General features: G+C 63.3%; 15 protein-coding genes. 4 read left to right on the top strand and 11 right to left on the bottom strand.

The genetic code is table 11. The features are described 5' to 3' along the window. Nucleotides 1-70: 70 nt before the first annotated feature. Complete coding sequence (locus tag ACFQS4_RS08990; RefSeq protein WP_497901183.1) at nt 71-1900, bottom strand: putative glycosyltransferase family protein; 1830 nt, start codon at nt 1898-1900, stop codon at nt 71-73. A 220-nt stretch (nt 1901-2120) separates the two neighbouring features. Continuing rightward, nucleotides 2121-3356 (bottom strand): carboxylate--amine ligase, encoded by a 1236-nt coding sequence (locus ACFQS4_RS08985; protein WP_497901182.1) that lies wholly within the window; start codon nt 3354-3356, stop codon nt 2121-2123. Nucleotides 3357-3695: 339 nt separating this feature from the next. Between ACFQS4_RS08985 and ACFQS4_RS08980 the strand changes: the two genes are divergently transcribed. Beyond that, on the top strand, nt 3696-4661 hold the full coding sequence (locus ACFQS4_RS08980) for a hypothetical protein (RefSeq protein ID WP_497901181.1): 966 nt from the start codon (nt 3696-3698) through the stop codon (nt 4659-4661). A 304-nt stretch (nt 4662-4965) separates the two neighbouring features. Beyond that, nucleotides 4966-7008, top strand: a complete 2043-nt coding sequence (locus tag ACFQS4_RS08975) for a hypothetical protein (protein WP_497901180.1) — start codon at nt 4966-4968, stop codon at nt 7006-7008. 283 nt (nt 7009-7291) lie between these two features. Here ACFQS4_RS08975 and ACFQS4_RS08970 read toward each other — a convergent pair whose 3' ends face one another. From ACFQS4_RS08970 to ACFQS4_RS08935, 8 genes are read right to left on the bottom strand one after another with little or no spacing between them, the layout of a single operon-like run. Beyond that, on the bottom strand, nt 7292-8191 hold the full coding sequence (locus ACFQS4_RS08970; protein ID WP_497901179.1) for a polysaccharide deacetylase family protein: 900 nt from the start codon (nt 8189-8191) through the stop codon (nt 7292-7294). Further along, a complete protein-coding gene (gene wecB, locus ACFQS4_RS08965; protein ID WP_497901178.1) occupies nt 8181-9245 on the bottom strand; it encodes a non-hydrolyzing UDP-N-acetylglucosamine 2-epimerase in 1065 nt (354 codons plus the stop codon). The genes ACFQS4_RS08970 and wecB overlap by 11 nt, the downstream gene beginning before the upstream one ends. Continuing rightward, a complete protein-coding gene (locus ACFQS4_RS08960) occupies nt 9242-10327 on the bottom strand; it encodes a DUF354 domain-containing protein (protein ID WP_497901177.1) in 1086 nt (361 codons plus the stop codon). Before ACFQS4_RS08960 ends, wecB begins: the two co-directional genes overlap by 4 nt. Beyond that, a complete protein-coding gene (locus ACFQS4_RS08955) occupies nt 10324-11397 on the bottom strand; it encodes a glycosyltransferase family 2 protein (protein WP_497901176.1) in 1074 nt (357 codons plus the stop codon). Before ACFQS4_RS08955 ends, ACFQS4_RS08960 begins: the two co-directional genes overlap by 4 nt. Beyond that, nucleotides 11397-12713 carry a nucleotide sugar dehydrogenase gene (locus ACFQS4_RS08950; RefSeq protein WP_497901175.1) on the bottom strand — a complete coding sequence of 439 codons (1317 nt, stop codon included), beginning with the start codon at nt 12711-12713 and terminating at the stop codon, nt 11397-11399. Before ACFQS4_RS08950 ends, ACFQS4_RS08955 begins: the two co-directional genes overlap by 1 nt. Further along, nucleotides 12710-14305 (bottom strand): nucleotide sugar dehydrogenase, encoded by a 1596-nt coding sequence (locus ACFQS4_RS08945; RefSeq protein WP_497901174.1) that lies wholly within the window; start codon nt 14303-14305, stop codon nt 12710-12712. Before ACFQS4_RS08945 ends, ACFQS4_RS08950 begins: the two co-directional genes overlap by 4 nt. Beyond that, nucleotides 14298-15287 (bottom strand): Gfo/Idh/MocA family oxidoreductase, encoded by a 990-nt coding sequence (locus ACFQS4_RS08940; RefSeq protein ID WP_497901173.1) that lies wholly within the window; start codon nt 15285-15287, stop codon nt 14298-14300. Before ACFQS4_RS08940 ends, ACFQS4_RS08945 begins: the two co-directional genes overlap by 8 nt. Before the next feature lie 39 nt (nt 15288-15326). After that, nucleotides 15327-15902: an acyltransferase gene (locus ACFQS4_RS08935; RefSeq protein WP_497901172.1), complete on the bottom strand. Its 576-nt coding sequence runs from the start codon at nt 15900-15902 to the stop codon at nt 15327-15329. A gap of 523 nt (nt 15903-16425) precedes the next feature. On the opposite strand from ACFQS4_RS08935, the gene ACFQS4_RS08930 reads away from it, so the two are divergent. After that, on the top strand, nt 16426-18276 hold the full coding sequence (locus ACFQS4_RS08930) for a S9 family peptidase (protein WP_497901171.1): 1851 nt from the start codon (nt 16426-16428) through the stop codon (nt 18274-18276). Nucleotides 18277-18377: 101 nt separating this feature from the next. Further along, a complete protein-coding gene (locus tag ACFQS4_RS08925) occupies nt 18378-19430 on the top strand; it encodes a lysylphosphatidylglycerol synthase transmembrane domain-containing protein (protein WP_497901170.1) in 1053 nt (350 codons plus the stop codon). 25 nt (nt 19431-19455) lie between these two features. Here the strand turns inward: ACFQS4_RS08925 and ACFQS4_RS08920 are convergent, their stop codons facing one another. Further along, nucleotides 19456-20517, bottom strand: a complete 1062-nt coding sequence (locus tag ACFQS4_RS08920) for an NAD(P)-dependent glycerol-1-phosphate dehydrogenase (protein ID WP_254155791.1) — start codon at nt 20515-20517, stop codon at nt 19456-19458. Between the last annotated feature and the right edge of the window lie 95 nt (nt 20518-20612).

Below are 20612 nucleotides of genomic sequence, written 5' to 3'. Positions count from 1 at the left end.
GCGGCCAGCGTCGTCGTGCCTCGAGGCAAGAAGGAGGCGCTTTAGCCCTCTACGAGACGAGAGAGCCGCACTACCGGTAGAACGTGACTGAACCGGAGTCGTACACGCGGTTACGCTCACCCAGGTTCTCGACCGGTATCTCGTCGTCGACGTACGCCGTGAACTGCAACGGACGGCGCTCGAGTTCGCCGTCTCGTAACAGTACGCTCTCTGCTTCCTCGAACATCGCGTTCTCCGCACCGGCGTCGACCACGACGCACTCGGCGTCGAGCATTTCGCCCACGTATCGACACGACGGCCTATCGGTTTCGATCAGCCCGTCGTACATCGCGTCGATATCCTCGTACGACTGGCGTTCCTGCTCGGTCAGGTAGTAGGTATAGAACGGCCGTTCGACGGCGGGGTTGTCCCTCGCGACAAAGTCGTTCGAGACCGCGGTGAAGCCGAAGAGCGATAGCACAAGCACGAGAACGACGAAGTATTTGAATCCGCCTCGAGAGAACAGCCGATACGCGCCGATGGCCCCCGTCAGCGCGAAGAGCATGTACGTGTAGTGGACGAACCGATTAATGTTGATCCCGGCGAGGCCCTCGAGGAGGAGTGTGGGCCCCGGGACGGAGAGGGGCACGAGTAGCAGCGCGGAAATGCCGATGACGCCGGTGGCGATCCACTCGCGCGTGTCGTCCCGGAGCCACAGCAAAGCGCCGAGGAGCATGAAGAAGATGAAAAACGAGTACGGGACGTAGTTTGCGACCTCCGCCCACGGGCTGGCGACGACCCCCTGCGGTGGCGGTTCGGTTCGAGAACCCGACGCGGCGCTCGTCAGTGCTCCGATAATCGTTTCGACCAGGGGTTCGGCCGCGTACAGCCAGTAGGTGAGCGTCACCAGCCCCGTGGTTACCATCGTGAAGGAGTCGACGGTCGGCGGTTGGGCCCCGACCGCAGACGAGCGCCTGACGATTCGTTCGACCGCGTAGACGATGGTCATGATGATGAACACGAACGGGATAGAGACGGGGTGGTAGACGACGATCGCGACGAGAAACACCAGGCCAGCGAGGCGCATGCCGGGGGCCGTCCGGCCGAGAAGGGTGACGAGGAGCGCGAGAAAGACGATCGAGGTGACGCTCCGTGGAATCGAGTACATTCCGTAGAAGGTGTAAAACGGATGGAATATCGTGAACAGCGCGGTCAGGAGCGCTACTCGTTCGTTCAGCGTGACCCGCCGTCCGAATCCGTACGCTGCGAGGATGCCGGCACCAAACAGTACCCCGCTGAGCACGTACACCGTTCGGTGGGTCGTCAGGTAACCGCCCAACAACTGGTGCGTCGTCGCCGCGTACACGTGCCACAGCTGGAACGGTTCGTACAGTTCCAACGACACTGGCGCACCGCTTTCGACGAGCGAATCGATCAGCGAGACGTGGACGATCAAATCCGTGTTCCCGATAAAAAAGTCGTACTTCAACGTCACGCTGAACACGGTGAGCGCGAAGGCGACGACCATGTGGTACAGACAGATCGGCGTGCGACCGGAACCGAGGCTGGGCAACCAGATCAACACGATGATCAGTCCGTACAGGACGGCGAGTCCGACGAAGAACGCGAGAGGACGGACGTCGTAAATCGCAAGCGAGACGACGAGGCTCGAGACGGCGAGGTGAAAACCGATGGAGAACACTCGCCAGTCGACGGCGATCCATTCGACCGGCTCTCGGTAGTGACGCTTCCCTCCGCGCCACAGTACGACGACGGCCAGCGTCATCGGCAGAGCCAGGTAGAGTCCCAAGATCGAGAGGTTCACACGACCGACGACGAATGGACCAGCGACGCCCAGGACGGCGAGGGGAATCAGAAGAACCTTCGATACGAGGTAGGCGTGGTCGAACATCGTCCTCATGTATCATCACGCTCCTCCTGGCCGCCTCTCAGCGATCGTTGGCTGGGGGATTCTTCTCGAGGCACGTTCGAAAACCGCTTCCAGTTCCGGACGATTACCCCGATAGAGGCACGCTCGAGACGTGCGACCCGGCTGACGTCCTCGTTGGAGCGGCCAGTGCAGGGTCCACGATCGGCTCGCTGAGACCCGTCATCGTCGGTCCATGTCCCACCGAAGCCTGTCATCGTCGATCCTCCCCTGCGTTCCGCGATCGACGGCCAGTTACGGACTCGACAGCGGCCTCGAGTCGAGCCTCTACGTCGGGGACTCGTTCCATCGCGGCGACAGGTGGCATCAGCCAGGCGACGGGATCGGTCCAGTCGAGACTCCACTTCGCCCCTGGGGTCAGTACCGTCCTGAGAGCGGTCGAGATTTCGTTCCGGGTCGGTTGCCGAACGCAGTACTGGAGTTCCCGAAGCGGGAATACCATCTCGTCGACCGTTCCGATAGTCCTGACGGGGAGATCGACGTCCAGGTCGAGAGCGGATGCGACCATTGTCGAGGCGAATCGGTAGCCACGTTCGCTAGCCAGCGCGTACGACGCCCAGAACTTCGGGTTCACCTCCATGAGCACGAACGACCCATTGGGACGGCGCTTGAACTCGACGAGTGCGATTCCGTGCCACCCCAGATCCTGTAACAAGTCCGTCGCCTGCGCCTCGAGAGAGGGGTTTCGGTAGGTTCGAAGATGCGTCCCACTTCCACCCCATCGAGGAACGGACCGAAGTTCCTCGTGACTGAACCTGAGCACGACATCGTTGTCCGAACAGAGAACGCCGACTCCGTAGGTCGACCCCGTCCCCTCGATTAGCTCCTGGACGAGTACGTCCCCGCCCGGAGCGACCGCCGCAATGCGGTCGTAAGTCCGCCAAAAGCGAGCAGGGTCGTCGACTCGAGCCGTCGTCTCGCCACCGCCGGATTCGTGTCTGGCCTTGAGAAAGACGGGAAAGTTTAGTTGGTCGAGTGCACCCCTCGGCCGCCCGTTCGCGTCGATTCGCTCGACGACGCTCGAGTACTCCGCCGGAACGTCGATCCCGAGACGGGCCGCACGGTCGAGGACGGCGGACTTGTCGGCACCGGTACGGAGCGACTCGCTCGAGGGGAGAGAGGTGGAAACAGAGGAAGGAAGGGTCGACCGAAGTCGGTCGATTGCAACCGTTGATTGGTACCCGACCGGCAAGACGAAGTCCGGGCGATAGGTCTGAACCGCCGACTCGAGGGCGTCGGCGTATCCCTCGCTCTCCGGTGGAGGGGCGATGATTCTCTCGTCGCAGTATCTCGACCGGAGCAGTCGGCTGTATCGGGTCGTTCCGACGCCGACGATCGTCACACTGAGATCCTCGGAGAGTTCCTTCGCGACGGTCAGCGCGGTCGGGTAATCCCCATCGAGGAGGAGGACCGTCGGATCGGCACACATAGGGTTCGTAACCACCACCCTCCGTGAAAAGCCAACCGGTGGTACTCGATCATTGCGTTCGGTAACGCCTGTTTTCCCGTTCGAGTCGCTTCACTGACTGCGTGATTGACCGGCGTAGCAACAAGCAAAACCGTCACGATCACGAACCGAATACGCGAACGTCGCTCTTCCAGGGTCCGCTCCGAAGGCCAGATCGGTCGGTTCACCTCTTCGGACTGCCAGTATAGTCTCTGAGCTCGAATGTCTTTCGAAATAGAAGTTCTTGTCCTTATTTATGAGATAAATGTACGATTTTCACACGACAAGGTTGATAACCGGAGGTTACTTCATCGTTTTTGTATGCGAGGCAAGCAATCTGATGTTTCCGGCGACGAGCCCCGTGGCGATACGCGGCGAACGAAACGGGGCACGCTCGGCCGACGCTCGTATCTCTCACTGCTCGGGGCAACGGCGACGGGAGCGTTGTTCTCGAGCGCAGTTCGAGGGGAGGTGGACGGTTCAGAGGCGACCGACCTCGAGTTCATCGACATCGATTACGGCGAGAGCTACGATGCCTCGTCGAGGTACAACGGTCTGGAAGACGTCTACCGCGTGTGGAATCACCGCTCGGGAGCCGATCCGGAGATTGCGGTCGATCAGCCAGGAACCGGGGACCGGTGTCTCGCACACCACTTCCAGGGGAACCAGATGACTGCCAATACGGTCTACTCGTTCGACGCCAATCACGGCGGCGTCGTAGACGAGACGTACCAGCGATTTCGATTCCACCCGAACGGGATGACACTGGCGGACAGGGGGACCTTCCGGTTCTTCTGGGCAGGACTTCGGAACGGACCGACGTCGTCGGGTGGGACGAGCCAGGAAGATATCCCGAACGGCAAGGACGGGTGGTCGGTCCGACTGGGGTACGCCCGACGTGGATCTCACAACCATCCCGACGAGTACCCGCTCTTCGTCTACGTCTACCACATGGATCAGGTAAACCCGGTCCCCGAATTGAACGTCACCGAGACGGACGTTCGAATGAACGAGTGGAACGACATCCGGTGTCACCAGGTACTGAATACGGTAGAGGGCGGTCAGGCGAACGCCGACGGCGAAATCCGCGTCTGGGTGAACGGCGAACTGGCGTTCGAGCGAACCGACTACCGCTGGACCAGCGTTCCAGGACAGGGTATCGAGGAGGCCGGCCCCTACGGCTACTGGTGGGGGTCAAATCAGAACGGTGAGACCGTTTACTTCGACGATCATCACATCGTCGTCGGCGGAATTCCCGAAAATATCGTGTCGCCTACGAAGTCCTGACGTCCACAGGCGGCGTTCGATTCGATTGCGCGCCGATGAGAACTGGCGAACGGGCGTATACGTGTCGATCTTTTCACTCGAGCGACCGCTCTGATCCGCAGGCGATTACTACTATCTGATCCGTGAATCGAGTCTAACGGTACTGAATACCCCCTTTAATCGGTTCGTGTATCTCGAGTACGGGTATCGTTTTCCGTGGTTGGACGAGGACACTACAGACAACCTGACAGTAACTCATCGACGTATAAAGTTCCGATATGTTCATGAGAGCGTTGAGGTCAGCATAGTTGGCTAGTCAAGTTGCATGGCACGTGAGCGCTCGAAACGAGCAATCGATAGCACACTGGAAAACGGCAAAGAGAACGGGACGGCGAACGACATCGAACGGAGAACGTATCTCAAGGTACTCGGTTCGACCGCGATCGCCGGTGGGGCACTCCTGAGTTCGGGCACCGCCGCGGCCGATTCTCACGACCAGGATCTGATCGAGATCGATTACGACCAGTACTACGATCCGTCGTCATCGTACAACGGCCTGGGTGACGTCTACGACGTGTGGAACCAGCGCTCGAGTACGAGCCCCGACATCACGTCGAGCACCTCTCGAACGGGAGAGACGAGTTGCGCACACTACCTCGACGGCGACCAGATGAGCGCGAACACGGTGTACCCGTTCGACGACCATTACGGGGCGGACGTCGACGAGCTGTACCAGCGGTTCTACGTCCACCCGAACGGGATGTGGCTCTCGGAGAACAACACGATGCGGATCTTCTGGGCCGGGTTACGGAGCGAGCAAGACCAGGACAGCGGGAACTTCGCCACGCCACCGCCGTTCACGGGCGAAGACGGATGGTCGGTCCGGGTCGGTTTCACCCGTCGGGAGAACCACGACCACCCCGACACGTACACGTTCTTCGTCTACTCTTACGACGCGCGACTCACCGACAGCACGACCCCGTACATCGAGTACGGCAACCGGGTCCAGATGCCGATGAACGAGTGGGTGAAGGTCGAAACCTACCAGAAGCTGAATACGTACACTTCGAGCGGGTCGATGAACAACGACGGCGTCTTCCGTGCGTGGGTGAACGACGAACTCGCCTACGAGCGGGAGAACCTCGCGTGGCGGTCCGCCGACGGAAACGGGATCGAATACGCGGGACCACTCGGGTACGACCTCTACCAGGACAACGATCCGCACACGATTTATTTCGACGACCACGTGATGCTGGTCAACGGAACCCGCGAAGACTGGCTGAACTACGACGGTGGAGAGAGCGGTGACGGTGGAGACGAAGGGGAGGAGACAGACGATACCGGGGACCAAAACGAACTGGCAATCCTGACAGAAGCCGGTGCCGATCGCGTCAGTTACCGGTTCGTCGCCGACGGCCCCGTCTCGACTGCCGACCTTGGCACCTCGCCCTCTGGCAATTCCGTCTCGGCAAACGGCAACGACACGATCACTGAGCGCGAGGACGGCACCTACAGGGTTGAGGGATTGACGGGCAACGGCTGGGGCGATGGTTTCGCCATAGACGGCGAAATTGTCGCTTTCGAGGCCGAAAACGCCGATTCCGATGCCGACCCCGCCTTCTGGCTCGAGTGGAACGGCGAAGAAGTCGCCGTCGCCGACCTGGTCGGTGACGATGAAGAAGGAACAGAAGACGATTCCAAGAGCGAGAACGAACTGGCGATCCTGACGGAACCCGGTGCCGACCGCGTCCGTTACCGGTTCGTCGCCGACGGCCCCGTCTCGACCGCCGACCTCGGCACCTCGCCCTCCGGCAATTCCGTCTCGGCGAACGGCAACGACACGATCACCGAGCGCGAGGATGGCACCTACGAGGTCGAGGGTTTGACGGGCAACGGCTGGGGTGACGGCTTCGTCCTCGAGGGTGACATCGTCACCTTCGAAGCCGAGAACGCCGATTCCGACGCCGACCCCGCCTTCTGGCTCGAGTGGAACGGCGAAGAAGTCACCGTCGCCGATCTAACCGGTGGGAGCGAAGACACCGATCCAGAACCGGCCGAGTTCGCAATCCTGACCGAACCGGGAGCAGATCGGGTGCGCTATCGATTCGTCGCCAACGGTCCCGTCACCGTCGCCGACCTCGAGACGTCGCCCTCCGGAAACCCTGTCTCGGCGAACGACAACGATACCATCACCTACTACGAGACCGGGTACTACGAGGTCGAGGGTTTGACGGGCAACGGCTGGGGAGACGGCTTCGCCGTCGAGGGTGACATCGTCACCTTCGAGGCCGAGAACGCCGATTCCGACGCCGACCCCGCCTTCTGGCTCGAATGGAACGGCGAGGAAGTCGCCGTCGACGACCTCTAGGAGACGACCATCCGGAACATCGAATTTGGTCGGTATCACGGCCGATGCCGGTCGGAACGGCTCACCGTGGATCGGTAGCGATCCCGACGACCTCCGCAGTCACCGGCAGTAACCTTCGTTTCGAGCGTCGTCGTTCGATTTCGGCGAGTTCGTATATCGCTCCCTCGAGATCGACGGGTACGATCGCACCCGGGAACGTTCAGGTCAGAGAGATTACGTAGAGCCCAGCCAGATCGATGGTTTCAAGGTAAATGTTTGTCTTTCGTGCGTCCCATTTGGGAGGCTACGGGCGCTCTCGAACTGGCTTTCGTTCCAATTCGTTCGATTCGTCGACGCGCCGGAGAAACTCCGTACAGGAGCCGACCCAGGCGTTGCGTTCCTGGGCGTACTCGACGAGGTCGACGTACAACTGGCGATACCCGCCGAATTCGTCCTCGTTGAAAAATCTCGGGTGCCACAGCAGCGTGGCGACGGCGTCGTTTCGCTCGGCCTCACGGAGCAGTTCGTAGCCTCGTTCCCGGGCCGACTCGAGGTCCGTTTCCGGCCCCAGGAGCGCGACTTCCATCGCGGTGAGCGGGAAGACCGCGAACTCGTCGTCGAAGGGGCGCAAAAGACCGTACCCGTGGCGAAAGCCGACCTCGTCTGTCGAACCGAGACTGGCGTCGTACCGTAACCCGAGTTCCCGGTGAATCTCCCACGTGTCCGGCCGGGTCAGTCGGAGATAGTGCTGCCTCCCACCGGTGATTTCGTGACCCAGGATTCGTTCCAACTGCGACTTCTCCTCTCTCAACCGAACCGGATCGTCGGGAGACTCGTATGAACCGTGTAATCCGACTTCCCACCCGCCGGCATCGAGTTCGCGAATAACGTCGGCGATAGCCGGATCCGTGATCTCGTATCGACCCACGAAGTGTTTCCAGTTCGCCGGTCGCAGCCACTCTCGCGGCGATTTATCGCGGAACAGGTTCTGCTCGTTCAGAAAGAAGAACGTCGACCTGACGCCGAGATCGTCCTCGAGGGCCATGATCTCCTCGAACTGCCAGTACGGTCGACCCCTCGAGAGCAGCGACCGCAGTTGCGACGGGTCGCGGTTCACGAGAGCGTAATACGGCGCCTGGTACGTTTTGTACGGACGGTCGACGTCGTGGGTGAGACAGACCGCGAACGCGTGGTCATCGAGCACGCTCGAGCACCTCGACGATGGATTTGGCCGCTCGCCCGTCGCCGTACGGCGACGGCTTGTCCTCAAGCGAGCGTTCCCGTACCAGGGCACGCTCGATCGCTCGTCGATCCGTGCCGACGAGTTCGTTCCAGCCGCACTCGACCGTCTCAGCCCACTCGGTCTCCTCACGAAGTGTGATACAGGGAGTATCGAGGAAGAACGCCTCCTTCTGGACCCCGCCCGAGTCGGTGACGACGCGATCGGCCTCGTCGAGTAACCGGATGAAATCGAGGTATCCAACCGGCTCGGTGAGGTGCAGTTCGCGTCTCGCTCGCTCGAGGAGATCGTTGCGCTCGAGTCGGTCGATCGTTCGGGGGTGTGCCGGGAATATGACCGGCAGCGACGATGTCGAGAGAGCGTCGACGATCGATCGCAGCCGGACCGGATCGTCCGTGTTTCGCTCGCGGTGGACGGTCGCCAGGACGTAGTTTCCAGGCATCACCTCGAGTCGCTCGAGGATCGTCGATCGTCCAGTAGAGCGGTTGACGACCCGCAAGAGCACGTCGTACATAACGTCGCCGCTCCGGTAGACGCCCTCTTCGAGGCCTTCAGCGGCGAGATTTGCAACCGCTCCGGCCGTTGGCGCGAACAGCAGGTCTGCCGCGTGATCCGTCAGTCGTCGGTTCACTTCCTCGGGCATGTCGGTGAAACTCCGCAGACCGGCCTCGACGTGAGCGACCGTCGCGTCAACCTTCGAACCGACGATCGCTCCGGCGAGCGTCGAGTTCGTGTCACCATAGAGGACGATTACGTCCGGTTCGACCTCTGCGACGACTGGTTCGATGCCGTCGATCATCGCGGCCGTCTGCGCGCCGTGAGACGCCGAACCGACTCCAAGTTCGTAGGCGGGGTCGGGAATCTCGAGTTCCTCGAAGAAGACGTCCGAGAGTTCTTCGTCGTAGTGTTGACCGGTGTGGACGAGTTTCTCGTCGTGGCCCGACGCGTTCAGCGCACGCGAAACAGCCGACGCCTTCACGAACTGCGGACGAGCGCCGACGACGGTGAGTACCTTCATCGACCAGCCTCCGTCTCGAGGCCGGGTTTCCGACGCGGTTCGCCTGCCGTCTCGAGGATGGTATCGAGGAGATAGGCAGTGACGTCGATCTTGTCGTCGAGGAGTCGCCGTCGTTTTTGCCTCCAACGCGCCTTGGCGTCGGGATCGGTCGAGAGGTCGCGAGCGAGCGCCAGCGTCTCCCGTTCGTCGGATAGAGAGGAGAGGAGGCCGTACGTGGACTCGAGTTCCACGAAGTTGCTCATGTCGCCGTCACCGACGAACGAGTTCGATCGAATCGCCGGCGTCCCCAGGATGGCCGCCTCCGTCGCCATCGTCTGGGAGTCGCCGACGTAGAGATCGGCGTAGTAGAGCAGGTCGTGAATCAATTCCGGCGGGACAGGGAGACGATAGGGCTCGAATTCCGGCGAAAGCGGATCCTCGCTGGTGACGTACGTCCGTCCCTCCTCGGAGAGGATCGAAAGCAGTTCGCGTTTTCCCTCGGGGGAGAACCCGCGGTTGCCGGTGTCGTGGTTGGCGCTCCAGGAGACGAATCGACAGACCGAGTAGTGCTCGTGCGGATCAACGCCGACGGCCCTGAGTCGGTCGGGATCTGGTTCGAACCGATTCGGATGGAGGTACGCCAGCTCGTGATACCCCGCGTACCGCTCCTGTTTCGCACCGAGGTCACGACCGTAGTTTACCGGCGTACAGATCTTGGTCGCAAACGGATGCGTCAGCCGTGCCTGCAACGTGGCGACCTCGCTGTCGTCGAAGACGATCATCGGCGTCCCGGTAACTCGTGCGGCGTGGGCAGCCGGCGGCATCGGTGAACTGACGACTACGTCCGGATCGACTCGCCGCATAGCCCGGAGGGTTCGAATCTCGCGCTCGATGAGTTCGAGAAACAGTCCGGCCACGTTCGATCGCTTCTGTGAGAGTGGAGTGTGGTCGATCCCGTACCGGTCGAGGAGCGTGACCGTGAGATCCTTTTCCCGGGAGAACACGTGCGTGTCGTGGCCGAGCTCCTCGAGTTCTCGAATAGCGTGTTTGAACAGGTGAACGTGTGCCGGATGGCCGACGTCGAACAGGACGGTCGCCGTCATTCGTGGATCACCACCTCACGGTCTTCGTTTTCCTGCATGTCGAACACCATCGCGAACAGCAGGAACAGCCAGCCGACGAGAAACAGCTGAGTGCTCGCGAGGATGCGAATGAACAGCGATTCTCCGGATCGACCACGGGAGAGGAACGACCAGAGCACGCCGAGTGATCCGAGCGCGGACGTGCCCGCACCGAAGAGGTAGAATAGGACGACCGGGTGGAAATCGAATCGAAGGTACCGAGTTTCGAGCCGCCAGAGGAAGTTTCGAAGGAGCATTCCCGAGACGTTCCGGACGTACGTCGAGTAGACGATGCTCGACTTCTCGTCGCCGTAGACCGCGGGAATCGAAACGTCGGCGACACGGGTACTTCTGGCGTTCAGCTTCACGAGGAGGTCGTTGCAATAGCCGTAGTACTCGTACATCGACTCGAGGTCGACCGCCTCCAGTGCGTCCCTCGAGATGGCGGTGTAACCGTTCTGGGGGTCGCTCAGCTTCCAGTATCCCGATGCGATTTTCGTCAGCAATGAGAGGAGCGCGTTGCCAAACAGTCGGAACCGCGGCATCGATCGCTGGTGATCGGGTGCGAGCAGTCGATTCCCCTTCGCGTAGTCCGCGACTCCGTCGACGATCGGGTCGAGGAGCTTCGGCATCGCGTCGAGATCCATCTGACCGTCGCCGTCGACGGTGACGACGATGTCGAGTCGTCCGGCCCGCGCCGCCAGATAACCGGTCTTGATCGCGCCGCCGGCACCGCGATTCTCACGGTGATCGATCGGGACGACGCGACCGATCGGCTCGTGAACGGTTGCTCTCGCTGCAAGCGCGGGGTTCTCTCCACCGTCGGGTCGAATTCGTTCGACCCGGTCCGCAACCGCCCCCTCCCGGTCGATCCGGCGGCGTGCGTCCGACTGTGCTGCCTCGAGAATTGCCTCCCACGTGCCGTCCGTGGAACAGTCGTTCACGACGTACAGTCGGTCGACGAACGAAGGCATCTCCCTGACCACGTCGCCGATGAATCGTTCCTCGTTGTACGCCGGAACGACGGCGGCGACGGAGTGATCCCGGTACATTACAACCTCCAGTAGCGACAATCGTGTTCGCTCGCCCGGTCCTCGAACATCCCGTCGACGTCGACGAGGACGGGGTTCTCGTTCATCTCGGCGAGTAGCCCTCCGATGTCGAGTTCACCGAAGGCGTCGTGGGGCGTTCCGATCACGATGGCATCGAATCCATCCCCGGACGGTTCGGGAACGACGTCGATGCCGAAGCGCTCTCGGATCTCGGCGTCGGCCGCGTGCGGGTCGTACCCGACGACGGAGACGCCGTACTCTCGGAGGTAGTCAATCACACCGCCGATCGACGATCTGAGATCCGCCACGTTCGGCTTGTACGTCAGTCCGAGGATCAAGACGGTACTGTGCTTGAGCACGTTCTCGGCGTCGTTCAGGGTCTTTACAGTCATCTCTCCGACGTGGGTTGGAACGTAATCGTTGATCTCGCGTGCGGATCGAACGAGTTCGAGCTTGAACCCGTTTCGTTCGCTCTCGTAGACGAGGTAGAACGGATCGACCGGAATACAGTGGCCGCCGACGAGGCCGGGTCGGTAGTCGTGAAAGTTCCACTTCGTCTTCGCCGCGTCGAGCACGGCCTGTGTGTCGATCCCAAGGTGCGTACACGCCACCGCGAGTTCGTTCACCAGCGCGATGTTGACGTCGCGCTGCGTATTCTCGACGCACTTCGCGGCTTCGGCGGTTTCGATCGTCGGCGCCTCGTGGACGCCCGCGTCGACGATCGATCCGTAGAGGTCGACGAGATTCGCCCGCGCCCCTTCGGTCAATCCGCTCACGATCTTGACGACGTTGCGCAGACCGTGGTCGTCGTCGCCCGGGACGATTCGTTCGGGCGAATAGCCGACGCCGAATTCCTCGCCTGCCGTCATACTCGAGCCTCGCTCGAGCGCCGGAACGAATAGCTCGCGAGTCGCCCCCGGATACACCGTCGACTCGAGGACGACGGTCGTCCCCGCGGTGAGGTGTTCGCCGACCGTCTCCCCCGCCCGTTCGACCAGGCTGAGGTCCGGTTTCTCGAGTTCGTCGACCGGGGTCGGCACCGCGACGACGACGTAATCGGCCGTCGATATCACGCTCGGGTCGGTCGTAAACTGTATCGAACTCTCGGCGATCGATCGATCGCTAACGTCGCCCGTCGGATCGATTCCGCGTTCGAGCGTTCGAATCTTGTCCGTATCGACGTCGTAGCCGCGGACGTCGTACCCGACGCTGTCGAACTCACAAGCGAGTGGGAGTCCGACGTAGCCGAGTCCGACGACGCAGATCCGGTTGGCAGATGGAGTGAAAGCAGTGCTCGCGTTCGCGGTATTGCTCACGAATCCCACCCCCGCTCCTCGCGAACCCCGCCACCGATTTCGTATACCCGCGAATCGATCGGGCCAGCGACGGTTCCGCGACCGTCGACGACGACCGGACGGTGGTCTCTACGATCACTGAGTTCGTTTTCACGGTCCGTTCCCAGGTCAGCCCACCGAATCTCGTCGAACTCCTCGTGCGGTGTGACCAGAATCACGCCGTCGATCGGGAGGTCGTACGCCGCCTCGAGCTCCACCCCTTCTAAGTCAAATGCCTCGAGGTCGTCCGACTCGAGCATCGGGTCGACGCCGTAGACCGTCGCGCCGGCCGCGGAGAGTTCGGCGGCGATGTCGATCGACGGCGAGGCCCTGATCTCTTCGACGCTGGGTCGATACGTGAGCCCGAGCACCAGTACCGTCGCGTCCGACAGCGCCGTCCCCTCGTCCTCGAGACCGTCGCGCAGTTTTGCGACCGTGAACGCCGGCATCGAGTCGTTGACCGCGCGAGCGGTCTCGAGCAGCGGGGCGTCGGTCTCGAAGGGGTGGATCACGAAGTACGGATAGAACGGGATGCAGTGGCCACCGACGCCGGGTCCCGGTTCGTGGATGTCACAGAAGGGCTGGGTGTTCGCGACGTCGATCGCCTCCCTGACGCTCACGCCGAATTCGTCGGTGAACGTCGCGAGTTCGTTCGCGAGCGCGATGTTGACGTCTCGGTACAGTCCCTCGAAGACCTTGACGCACTCGGCAGTGGTCGCGTCGGAGACCGCAATCACGCCCTCGTCGTTGATGGTCTCGTAGATCGCTCGCGCGGACGCGGTGCTCTCCGCGTCGACGCCGCCGACGACCTTCGGGTACGCGCCGCGGATGTCCTCGAGCGCCCGTCCCGACGACGTCCGTTCGGGGCAAAAGGCCACGCCGAACGTCCCGCGGGAGAGTCCCGACGCCGCCTCGAGCGCCGGAAGCACCCGATCGCTGGTCGTCCGGGGTGGAACGGTACACTCGACGAGTACCAGGTCGCCCGGGTCCAGTCCGGTTCCGATCGCCTCGATCGCGGCGTCGAGGATCGAGAGGTCGGGCGCTCGCTCGTCCGTGATGGGCGTCGGCACGATGACGACGTGTACCGAGCATCGCCTCGCAGCCTCGCGGGGGTTCGTCGTCGCCTCGAGCGCACCGGTGGACACTCGTTCGGCGACCAGCTCGTCCAGGCCGGGTTCCCGTTTGACGTGACAGTCTCCGGCCTGAATCGTCGCCACGACGTAGGGGTCGATATCGACGCCGAGGACGGTGCCGGTCGTCTCGGCGAACACTGCAGCGAGGGGGAGTCCCATCTTTCCGAGTCCGTAGACGGCGACGGGGATCGACCCCGAGACGAACGCGCGACGCAGTCGTTCGCTCGAGCGGCCGGTTCCGTACGGTCGGGTGTTCGCCGCTGTGGACTCTGTCGACGAGTCTCGGTCGTCTGCACGGTCGACTGTTCCGCCGTCGGCCTCGGTGACCTCGAGTCTATCGGTCCCATCGACCGTCCCTCCGTCGGTATCGGCGGCCTCAGATCTGTCAGTATCGGCGACCTCGAGTCCGTCGCCCTCGGCGATCGATCGTCGATCAGTCATCTGCCACCCTCACTCCGAGGTCCGATCGGTCGCCCATGGCCTGGGCTTCGATCTGGTGGGTCAACTCGAGCGCAGCCAGTCCATCGTCGATGGTCACGGCCGGCGTCTCGTTCGACGCGACGGCCTGGACGAAGGCCTCGAGTTCGTTCCGTAGCGGTTCCTCGTTCGGCACGTGCGGCCGTTCGACGACGCTTTCGTGCTGGAATCGAACGTTGCCGTCGCGTTCGGCGTACTTGGGGACCGAGTTGCGGTGAATCGCGATCGACTGGGCGATGTAATCGAGTTCGACGAGACACTCCCTGGCGGTCACGGTGAGTCGACGCACTTTTCGCTGTGTGAGTCGGCTGGCGGTGAGCGACGCCATGATCCCGGAGTCGAACTCGAGCAGCGCCGATGCGTGGCGATTGTCGTTTACGCCGGTGCTCTTGACGCCCGTCGGCGACTCGTCGAGCAACGAGAGCACGACGTCGATGTCGTGGATCATCAGGTCGAGGACGGCGCTGTCGTCGATTCGCCGGTTCGGTGGTGGCCCGAGCCGTTCTGCGTGTATACTGATGATCGAGAGATCCTCGACGATTTTACGAAGCGTCACCACGGCCGGGTTGAACCGCTCGACGTGACCGACCTGTACCGGCACGTCGGCGCGGTTCGCTCTCGAACGGAGCCGTCGCCCCTCTTCGAGATTCGTGACGAGGGGTTTCTCGACGAGCATCGCGACGCCCGCCTCCAGACACTGCACGGCGACGTCGTAGTGATGCACGGTCGGGACGGCAATCGAAGCGGCGTCGACCGACGCGAGGAGCGACTCCAGGTCCATCGCGGTCGCGCCGTGTTCGTCGGCGACGCGAGCGGCGCGTTCGTCGTCGACGTCGAAGACGCCGACCAGATTCACCTCTGACAGTCCCGCGTAGACTCGCGCGTGCTGTCTCCCCATCGAGCCGACGCCGATTACGCCGACGTCTATCCGTCGTTCAGTTTGCATACGCGACGCTCACCTCCCTGGCGAACCCGACGATGGCGATCATGCAGCGTTCCCCCCTTGAAGCGCCGCCGGAAGCGGTTCGTGTCTCGCCGGAACGCCGACAGCCAGCGTCTCCTCGGGGATGTCCGCCGAGACGACCGCACCCGCGGCGACGAACGAGCCTCGCCCGACGGTCACGCCGGGGAGGATGGTCACATTCGCCCCGATCGAGACGTTAGCCTCGAGGGTCGGGCCCTCGAGGTCGGCCTCCCGACGGAGTGGATAGGGATCGTTCGTCAAGACGGCGTTCGGACCGAGAAAAACGTGATCCTCGATGGTGGTCTCTGCAGGTACGTAGACGCCGGTCTGCATGCTCACGTTCGAACCGACGGTCGACGTCCCGTCTATGGTCGCGTTCGTCCCGACGAGCACGTCGTCGCCGATTCGGGTTCCCTCGCGAATCAGTGCGAAGTGACCCGTACTGAATCGGTCGCCGATCACGACGTCGTCGTAGACGATCGTCCCCGCCCTGATCGTCGGATCGTCGCCGATGACCGGCGGCTGTGTCCCGTCGTCGTAGGCGTAGCCGATCGACGGCGTATCGGTCGAGCCGAGCAGTAACTCGTTGTCTCTCATCGTAAATCGGATGGACGCATGCTCTCAAAAGGGACCGCGACCGTTTCAGCCGTTAATTCACGGCCCGAGCCCTGCAACCGCCGTGTAGGTCGCGGAGCGACGGGCTCCGCTCGTCGGGAACGACGTCGTCGCCGGCCGACGATTTCACACCCTCGTCGATTCACATAAACGGGTGAACACCGCCGCCAGCGACGGTCACCGTCTCACCGCATCTCGAATGCAAGTAACGGTTTCTATCCTCACCGTTTCACTCATATCGAAGAACACTGTTCGCCTCTCCCCATTCAGCGCTGAAACACCGGAACCGCGAGTGAACGGTCGTGACCCCAGTAATGAGAATTTATCCCGCTGGGACCGAGTGTCGATGGCTCAGTTCGAAGGCCCTTCTCCTGGAAAGCATCGACTGACCGGTTTCGTGGAGGACACAATGCCGGAATTGGACGGGACGGAGCACGCGGATCCATTTCGGCACTCGAGGGACCGAGTCGAAACCGTTACCATTTCGAATCGAGACTGGTGAGCCATGGGAACGTACGACATCGAGCGCTATCTCAACATTCGAAGCGCCTACGGCGCCTCCCTCGGCCCGGCGGGCGACCGACTGGCGTTTCTGATGAACACCACCGGGACGCCCCAGGTCTGGACGCTCGAGGAGGCACAGACGTGGCCCGAACAGCGAACGTTCTACGACGAGCGAGTGACGTTCGCCTCCTGGTCGCCCGAACGCCCGGAACTGGCGTTCGGGATGGACGAGGGCGGCAACGAGCGCGCGCAACTGTACCGACTCGACGCCGAGACGGGCGAAGTGGCGAACCTGACCGGGATGCCGGAGGCGAAACACCGCTGGGGCGGGTGGAGCCACGACGGCGAACAATTCGCCTTCACCTCGAACCGCCGCGAGGAGAGCGTCTTCGACGTGTACGTCCAGGGCCGAGCGGACGTCGGCGACGACGCCGAACTCGTCACCGAGGGCGACGGCTGGCTCACCGTCGGCGGCTGGAGCCCCGACGACTCCCGTCTGCTGATCTCGCAAGCCTACTCGAACTTCGACCAGGACCTCTACAGCCTCGAGCTCGAGACCGGAACGATGACCCACCTCACGCCCCACGAGGGCGACGTCCGCTACCAGAGCGCCTCCTGGGCGCCCGACGGCGAGGGACTCTACCTCGTGACCGACGAGGAGACCGACACGCTCGCGCTCGCCTACCTCGACCTCGAGGGTATCGAGGTCGAAACGATGGTCGAGGGAGATGGATGGAACGTCGACGGCCTCGCCATGGACGACGAGACCGGCCGATTCGTCTACTCGCGAAACGTCGAGGGCTACACCGAACTCACCGCGGGCGAACTCACGGGCGACGATCCGGCGGCGTTCGAGATGTTCCCCGAACCCGACCTGCCGGGCGGGCTCTCGGGCGGCGTGAGCTTCGGCCCGGACGCCGAGGTCTTCGCCTGCTCGACGACTGGCGATGCGGTAAACGCGAACGTCTTCGTCGTCGACGTCGAATCCGGCGAGAGCGAGCAGTGGACGCTCGCCCCCACGGCAGGAATCCCGCCCAAGACCTTCCGGTCCTCGGAACTCGTTCACGTCGAGAGCTTCGATGGCCTCGAGGTGCCCGGATTCCTGACGCTCCCGGCGGGGTCGGCGGGGGCGCTCGAGGGCGCTGGGGATGGGAACGGAACCGCCGACGACGGCTACCCCGTCATCGTCGACATCCACGGCGGCCCCGAGAGCCAGCGCCGGCCCTCGTTCTCGAGCGTCAAGCAGTACTTCCTGAACCGGGGGTACGCCTACTTCGAACCAAACGTCCGGGGCTCTTCGGGATACGGGAGCGAGTACGCAAGCCTGGACGACGTCGAAAAACGGATGGACTCCGTCGCCGACGTCGCCGCCTGCGTCGAGTGGCTTGCCGGCCACGAAGCGATCGACCCCGACCGCGTCGTCGCCATGGGCGGCTCCTACGGCGGGTTCATGGTGCTGGCCTCGCTCACCGAGTATCCGGAGCTCTGGGCCGCCGGCGTCGACGTCGTCGGCATCGCCAACTTCGTGACCTTCCTCGAGAACACGGGCGACTGGCGCCGGAAACTCCGCGAGGCCGAGTACGGCTCGCTGGCCGAGGATCGCAAGTTCCTCGAGTCGATCTCTCCGATCAACACCGTCGATACCATCGAGGCCCCGCTGTTCGTCCTCCACGGCGCGAACGACCCCCGCGTGCCCGTCGGCGAGGCCGAACAGATCGTCGAGGAGGCCCGCGAGCAGGGCGTCCCCGTCCGCAAGCTTATCTTCGAGGACGAGGGTCACGGCTTCAGCAAGCTCGAGAACCGCATCGAGGCCTACTCGGCGATCGCCGAGTTCCTTGAAGAGCACGTCTGATCGCGATTCGTCGACGAAGACGGTCGCGCCGAATACCGAACGGTGAACGTTCCGTTCCCCGACAGTACGTTCAAGTCAACGAGTGTCGTTGCTCCCGGCAGATGCGCCGATTACGGGTGGTCGCCGGCTTCGCCGTCGCACTCCTGGTCACGGGAATACTGGTCTACAGTGCCGGCTGGGAGGCCGTGGTCTCGAGTATCCGTCGCGCCAATCCGATCCTCGTCGCCGGTGGTGCGGTCGCCGGAGCGACAATGCTCGCGCTCCGCGCCCTAATCGTCTACCGACTGCTCGATCCGATCGAGGGATCGGCCCATGGGACCGACTTCGTCGGCGCGTTCCTGGCGGGGTACTTCTCCCGGAGCGTCGTGCCGTGGGGACAGTCCGTCGGCGTCGCCGTGACCGCGTACCTGCTCGCGGGATCGTCCGATTCACCGTTCGAGGACAACGCCGCCGTCGTCAGCGTGGCCGAGGTACTCGTCTTCCTCACGTCCGTCGTCGTGGCCATTGTTGGACTCATCGGGGTCGCTGCGAACGGTTCCGTCGACGTCGCCTCGAGCGTGACCGCCGGGTCGCTCCCGTCGAACCGTCTCAGGACCGGCCTCCTGGGGGCACTGTTCGCAGCCGTTCTCGTCGCCGCCTCGGCCGTCTCCGTCACACGCGACGGCGTCGCGCGGACCATCCTGTTCGAGATTACCGCTCGGCTCGAGGGGGCGCTGGCCAGAGTGCCCGGCATCGAGCGCGCCGCCGTTCGAACTCGCGTCCGTGGGTTCCTCTCGACGATCGACGACATCGCGGCGGATCGGTCGGTCCTGCTGGGCGCGGTGACGGTCGCTCTGGCGAGCTGGATCTTCAACGCCCTCGCCCTGTTCCTCTCGCTGATCGCCCTCGGTGTCGACGTCCCGTTCGCGGTCGCGCTCCTCTGTGTACCGCTGTCGACGGTGGCGGCGGTGGTTCCGCTTCCGGGCGGGATGGGCGGCGTCGAGATGTTTCTGGCCGGGCTACTGGTCGCGACGACCGCCGTCTCGGGCGACGTCGCGACGGCCGCTGCGCTGCTCTACCGGCTGTGTACCTACTGGGTGCACGTCGGTCTCGGGGGAATCGGCGCGACGTACGTGTCAGCCACCGGCGTTGGGCTGGTTCGCGTCGACGGATGACGCCCGTTCAGCCGACGACATCAATTCAGCCGATAACGCCCGTCTTCACCGCAACCTCTCGAGCGGCCCGCTCGTCCATCCCGTCGCCCAGAATCGTGTACCGGTCGCGGATGGCGTGGCAGGTCGTCAGCGCCTCGATCACGGTTTCGTCGTCGATGCCGAGATCGGCGGCCGTGGTCGGCGCGTCGATGCTCGCCAGCGCGTCTCGAATCTCCGTCCAGATGCCCGACTCGCCCTCGTGCAGGTAAGCCGTCATGATCGACCCGACGCCGACCTGGTGGCCGTGGAGGGCTGCGCCGGGCGCGAGACGATCCAGTTGGTGAGAGAAGAGGTGCTCGGCGCCGCTGGCCGGCCGGGAGGAACTCGCGATGGACATCGCCACCCCCGAGGACATGAGCGCCTTGGTGACGATCCAGGCGGACTCCTCGAGGCCGGGGCGGATCATGTCGGCGTTGCCGACGAGAATTTCGGCGGTCATCTCCGCGAGGGCGGCCGCGTACTCGGAGTACTCGACGTTCTTGAGTCGGTGGGCTAGCCGCCAGTCCATCACCGCGGTGTAGTTCGAGATGATGTCGGCACAGCCCGCGGTCGTCAGTTCCCAGGGTGCGTTCGCCAGAATCCCGGTGTCGGCGACCACGGCGAGCGGCGGTTCGGCGGCGACGCTGTGGCGCGTGTTCCCGTCCGGGACCGAACCGCGGTTGCTGACGATGCCGTCGTGACTCGCGGCCGTCGGCACCGAGAGGAAGCCGGTGTCGAGGTGGTCGGTGGCCATCTTGGCGATGTCGATGGCCTTCCCGCCGCCGACGCCGATCAGGTACGAGGCATCCACCTCCTCGGCAGCGTCGATGACCGACTCTACGGCCTCGAAACTCGCCTCCTCGACGGTGACGATGGCGGGTTCGATACCGCGCTCCTCGAAGTCGGCGGCGATCGGTTCGGCCGCGAGTTTCCGCGGCGTTGGGCTCGTGACGAGCAGCGGCCGCCCCTCGAGGTGAAGGTCGTCGACGACGCTCACGGTCTCGGCGAGGACGTCGTGGCCGACGACGACGTTCCGCGGGAGGCGGATCCACGTCGACTTCTCGAACATAGGTGAGAGGAGGCGGGGAACGATATAAAGGCGTTCCCGTCGATCGAGCGGTGCTAGCCTCTCGAGGCGAGGGACCTCGAGGAGAGCGTTCGAAT

It is taken from the genome of Saliphagus sp. GCM10025317 (assembly GCF_042663665.1).
Classification (GTDB): domain Archaea; phylum Halobacteriota; class Halobacteria; order Halobacteriales; family Natrialbaceae; genus Natronosalvus.
This window is presented reverse-complemented; position numbering and strand designations above follow the sequence as displayed.

Coding starts and splice junctions, on each gene's coding strand:
- wecB (WP_497901178.1), bottom strand. CDS start 9,245: ATGAAGGTACTCACCGTCGTCGGCGCTCGTCCGCAGTTCGTGAAGGCG.
- ACFQS4_RS08925 (WP_497901170.1), top strand. CDS start 18,378: ATGCGCCGATTACGGGTGGTCGCCGGCTTCGCCGTCGCACTCCTGGTC.
- ACFQS4_RS08990 (WP_497901183.1), bottom strand. CDS start 1,900: ATGAGGACGATGTTCGACCACGCCTACCTCGTATCGAAGGTTCTTCTG.
- ACFQS4_RS08955 (WP_497901176.1), bottom strand. CDS start 11,397: ATGTACCGGGATCACTCCGTCGCCGCCGTCGTTCCGGCGTACAACGAG.
- ACFQS4_RS08945 (WP_497901174.1), bottom strand. CDS start 14,305: ATGACTGATCGACGATCGATCGCCGAGGGCGACGGACTCGAGGTCGCC.
- ACFQS4_RS08960 (WP_497901177.1), bottom strand. CDS start 10,327: ATGACGGCGACCGTCCTGTTCGACGTCGGCCATCCGGCACACGTTCAC.
- ACFQS4_RS08930 (WP_497901171.1), top strand. CDS start 16,426: ATGGGAACGTACGACATCGAGCGCTATCTCAACATTCGAAGCGCCTAC.
- ACFQS4_RS08920 (WP_254155791.1), bottom strand. CDS start 20,517: ATGTTCGAGAAGTCGACGTGGATCCGCCTCCCGCGGAACGTCGTCGTC.
- ACFQS4_RS08975 (WP_497901180.1), top strand. CDS start 4,966: ATGGCACGTGAGCGCTCGAAACGAGCAATCGATAGCACACTGGAAAAC.
- ACFQS4_RS08940 (WP_497901173.1), bottom strand. CDS start 15,287: ATGCAAACTGAACGACGGATAGACGTCGGCGTAATCGGCGTCGGCTCG.
- ACFQS4_RS08935 (WP_497901172.1), bottom strand. CDS start 15,902: ATGAGAGACAACGAGTTACTGCTCGGCTCGACCGATACGCCGTCGATC.
- ACFQS4_RS08985 (WP_497901182.1), bottom strand. CDS start 3,356: ATGTGTGCCGATCCGACGGTCCTCCTCCTCGATGGGGATTACCCGACC.
- ACFQS4_RS08980 (WP_497901181.1), top strand. CDS start 3,696: ATGCGAGGCAAGCAATCTGATGTTTCCGGCGACGAGCCCCGTGGCGAT.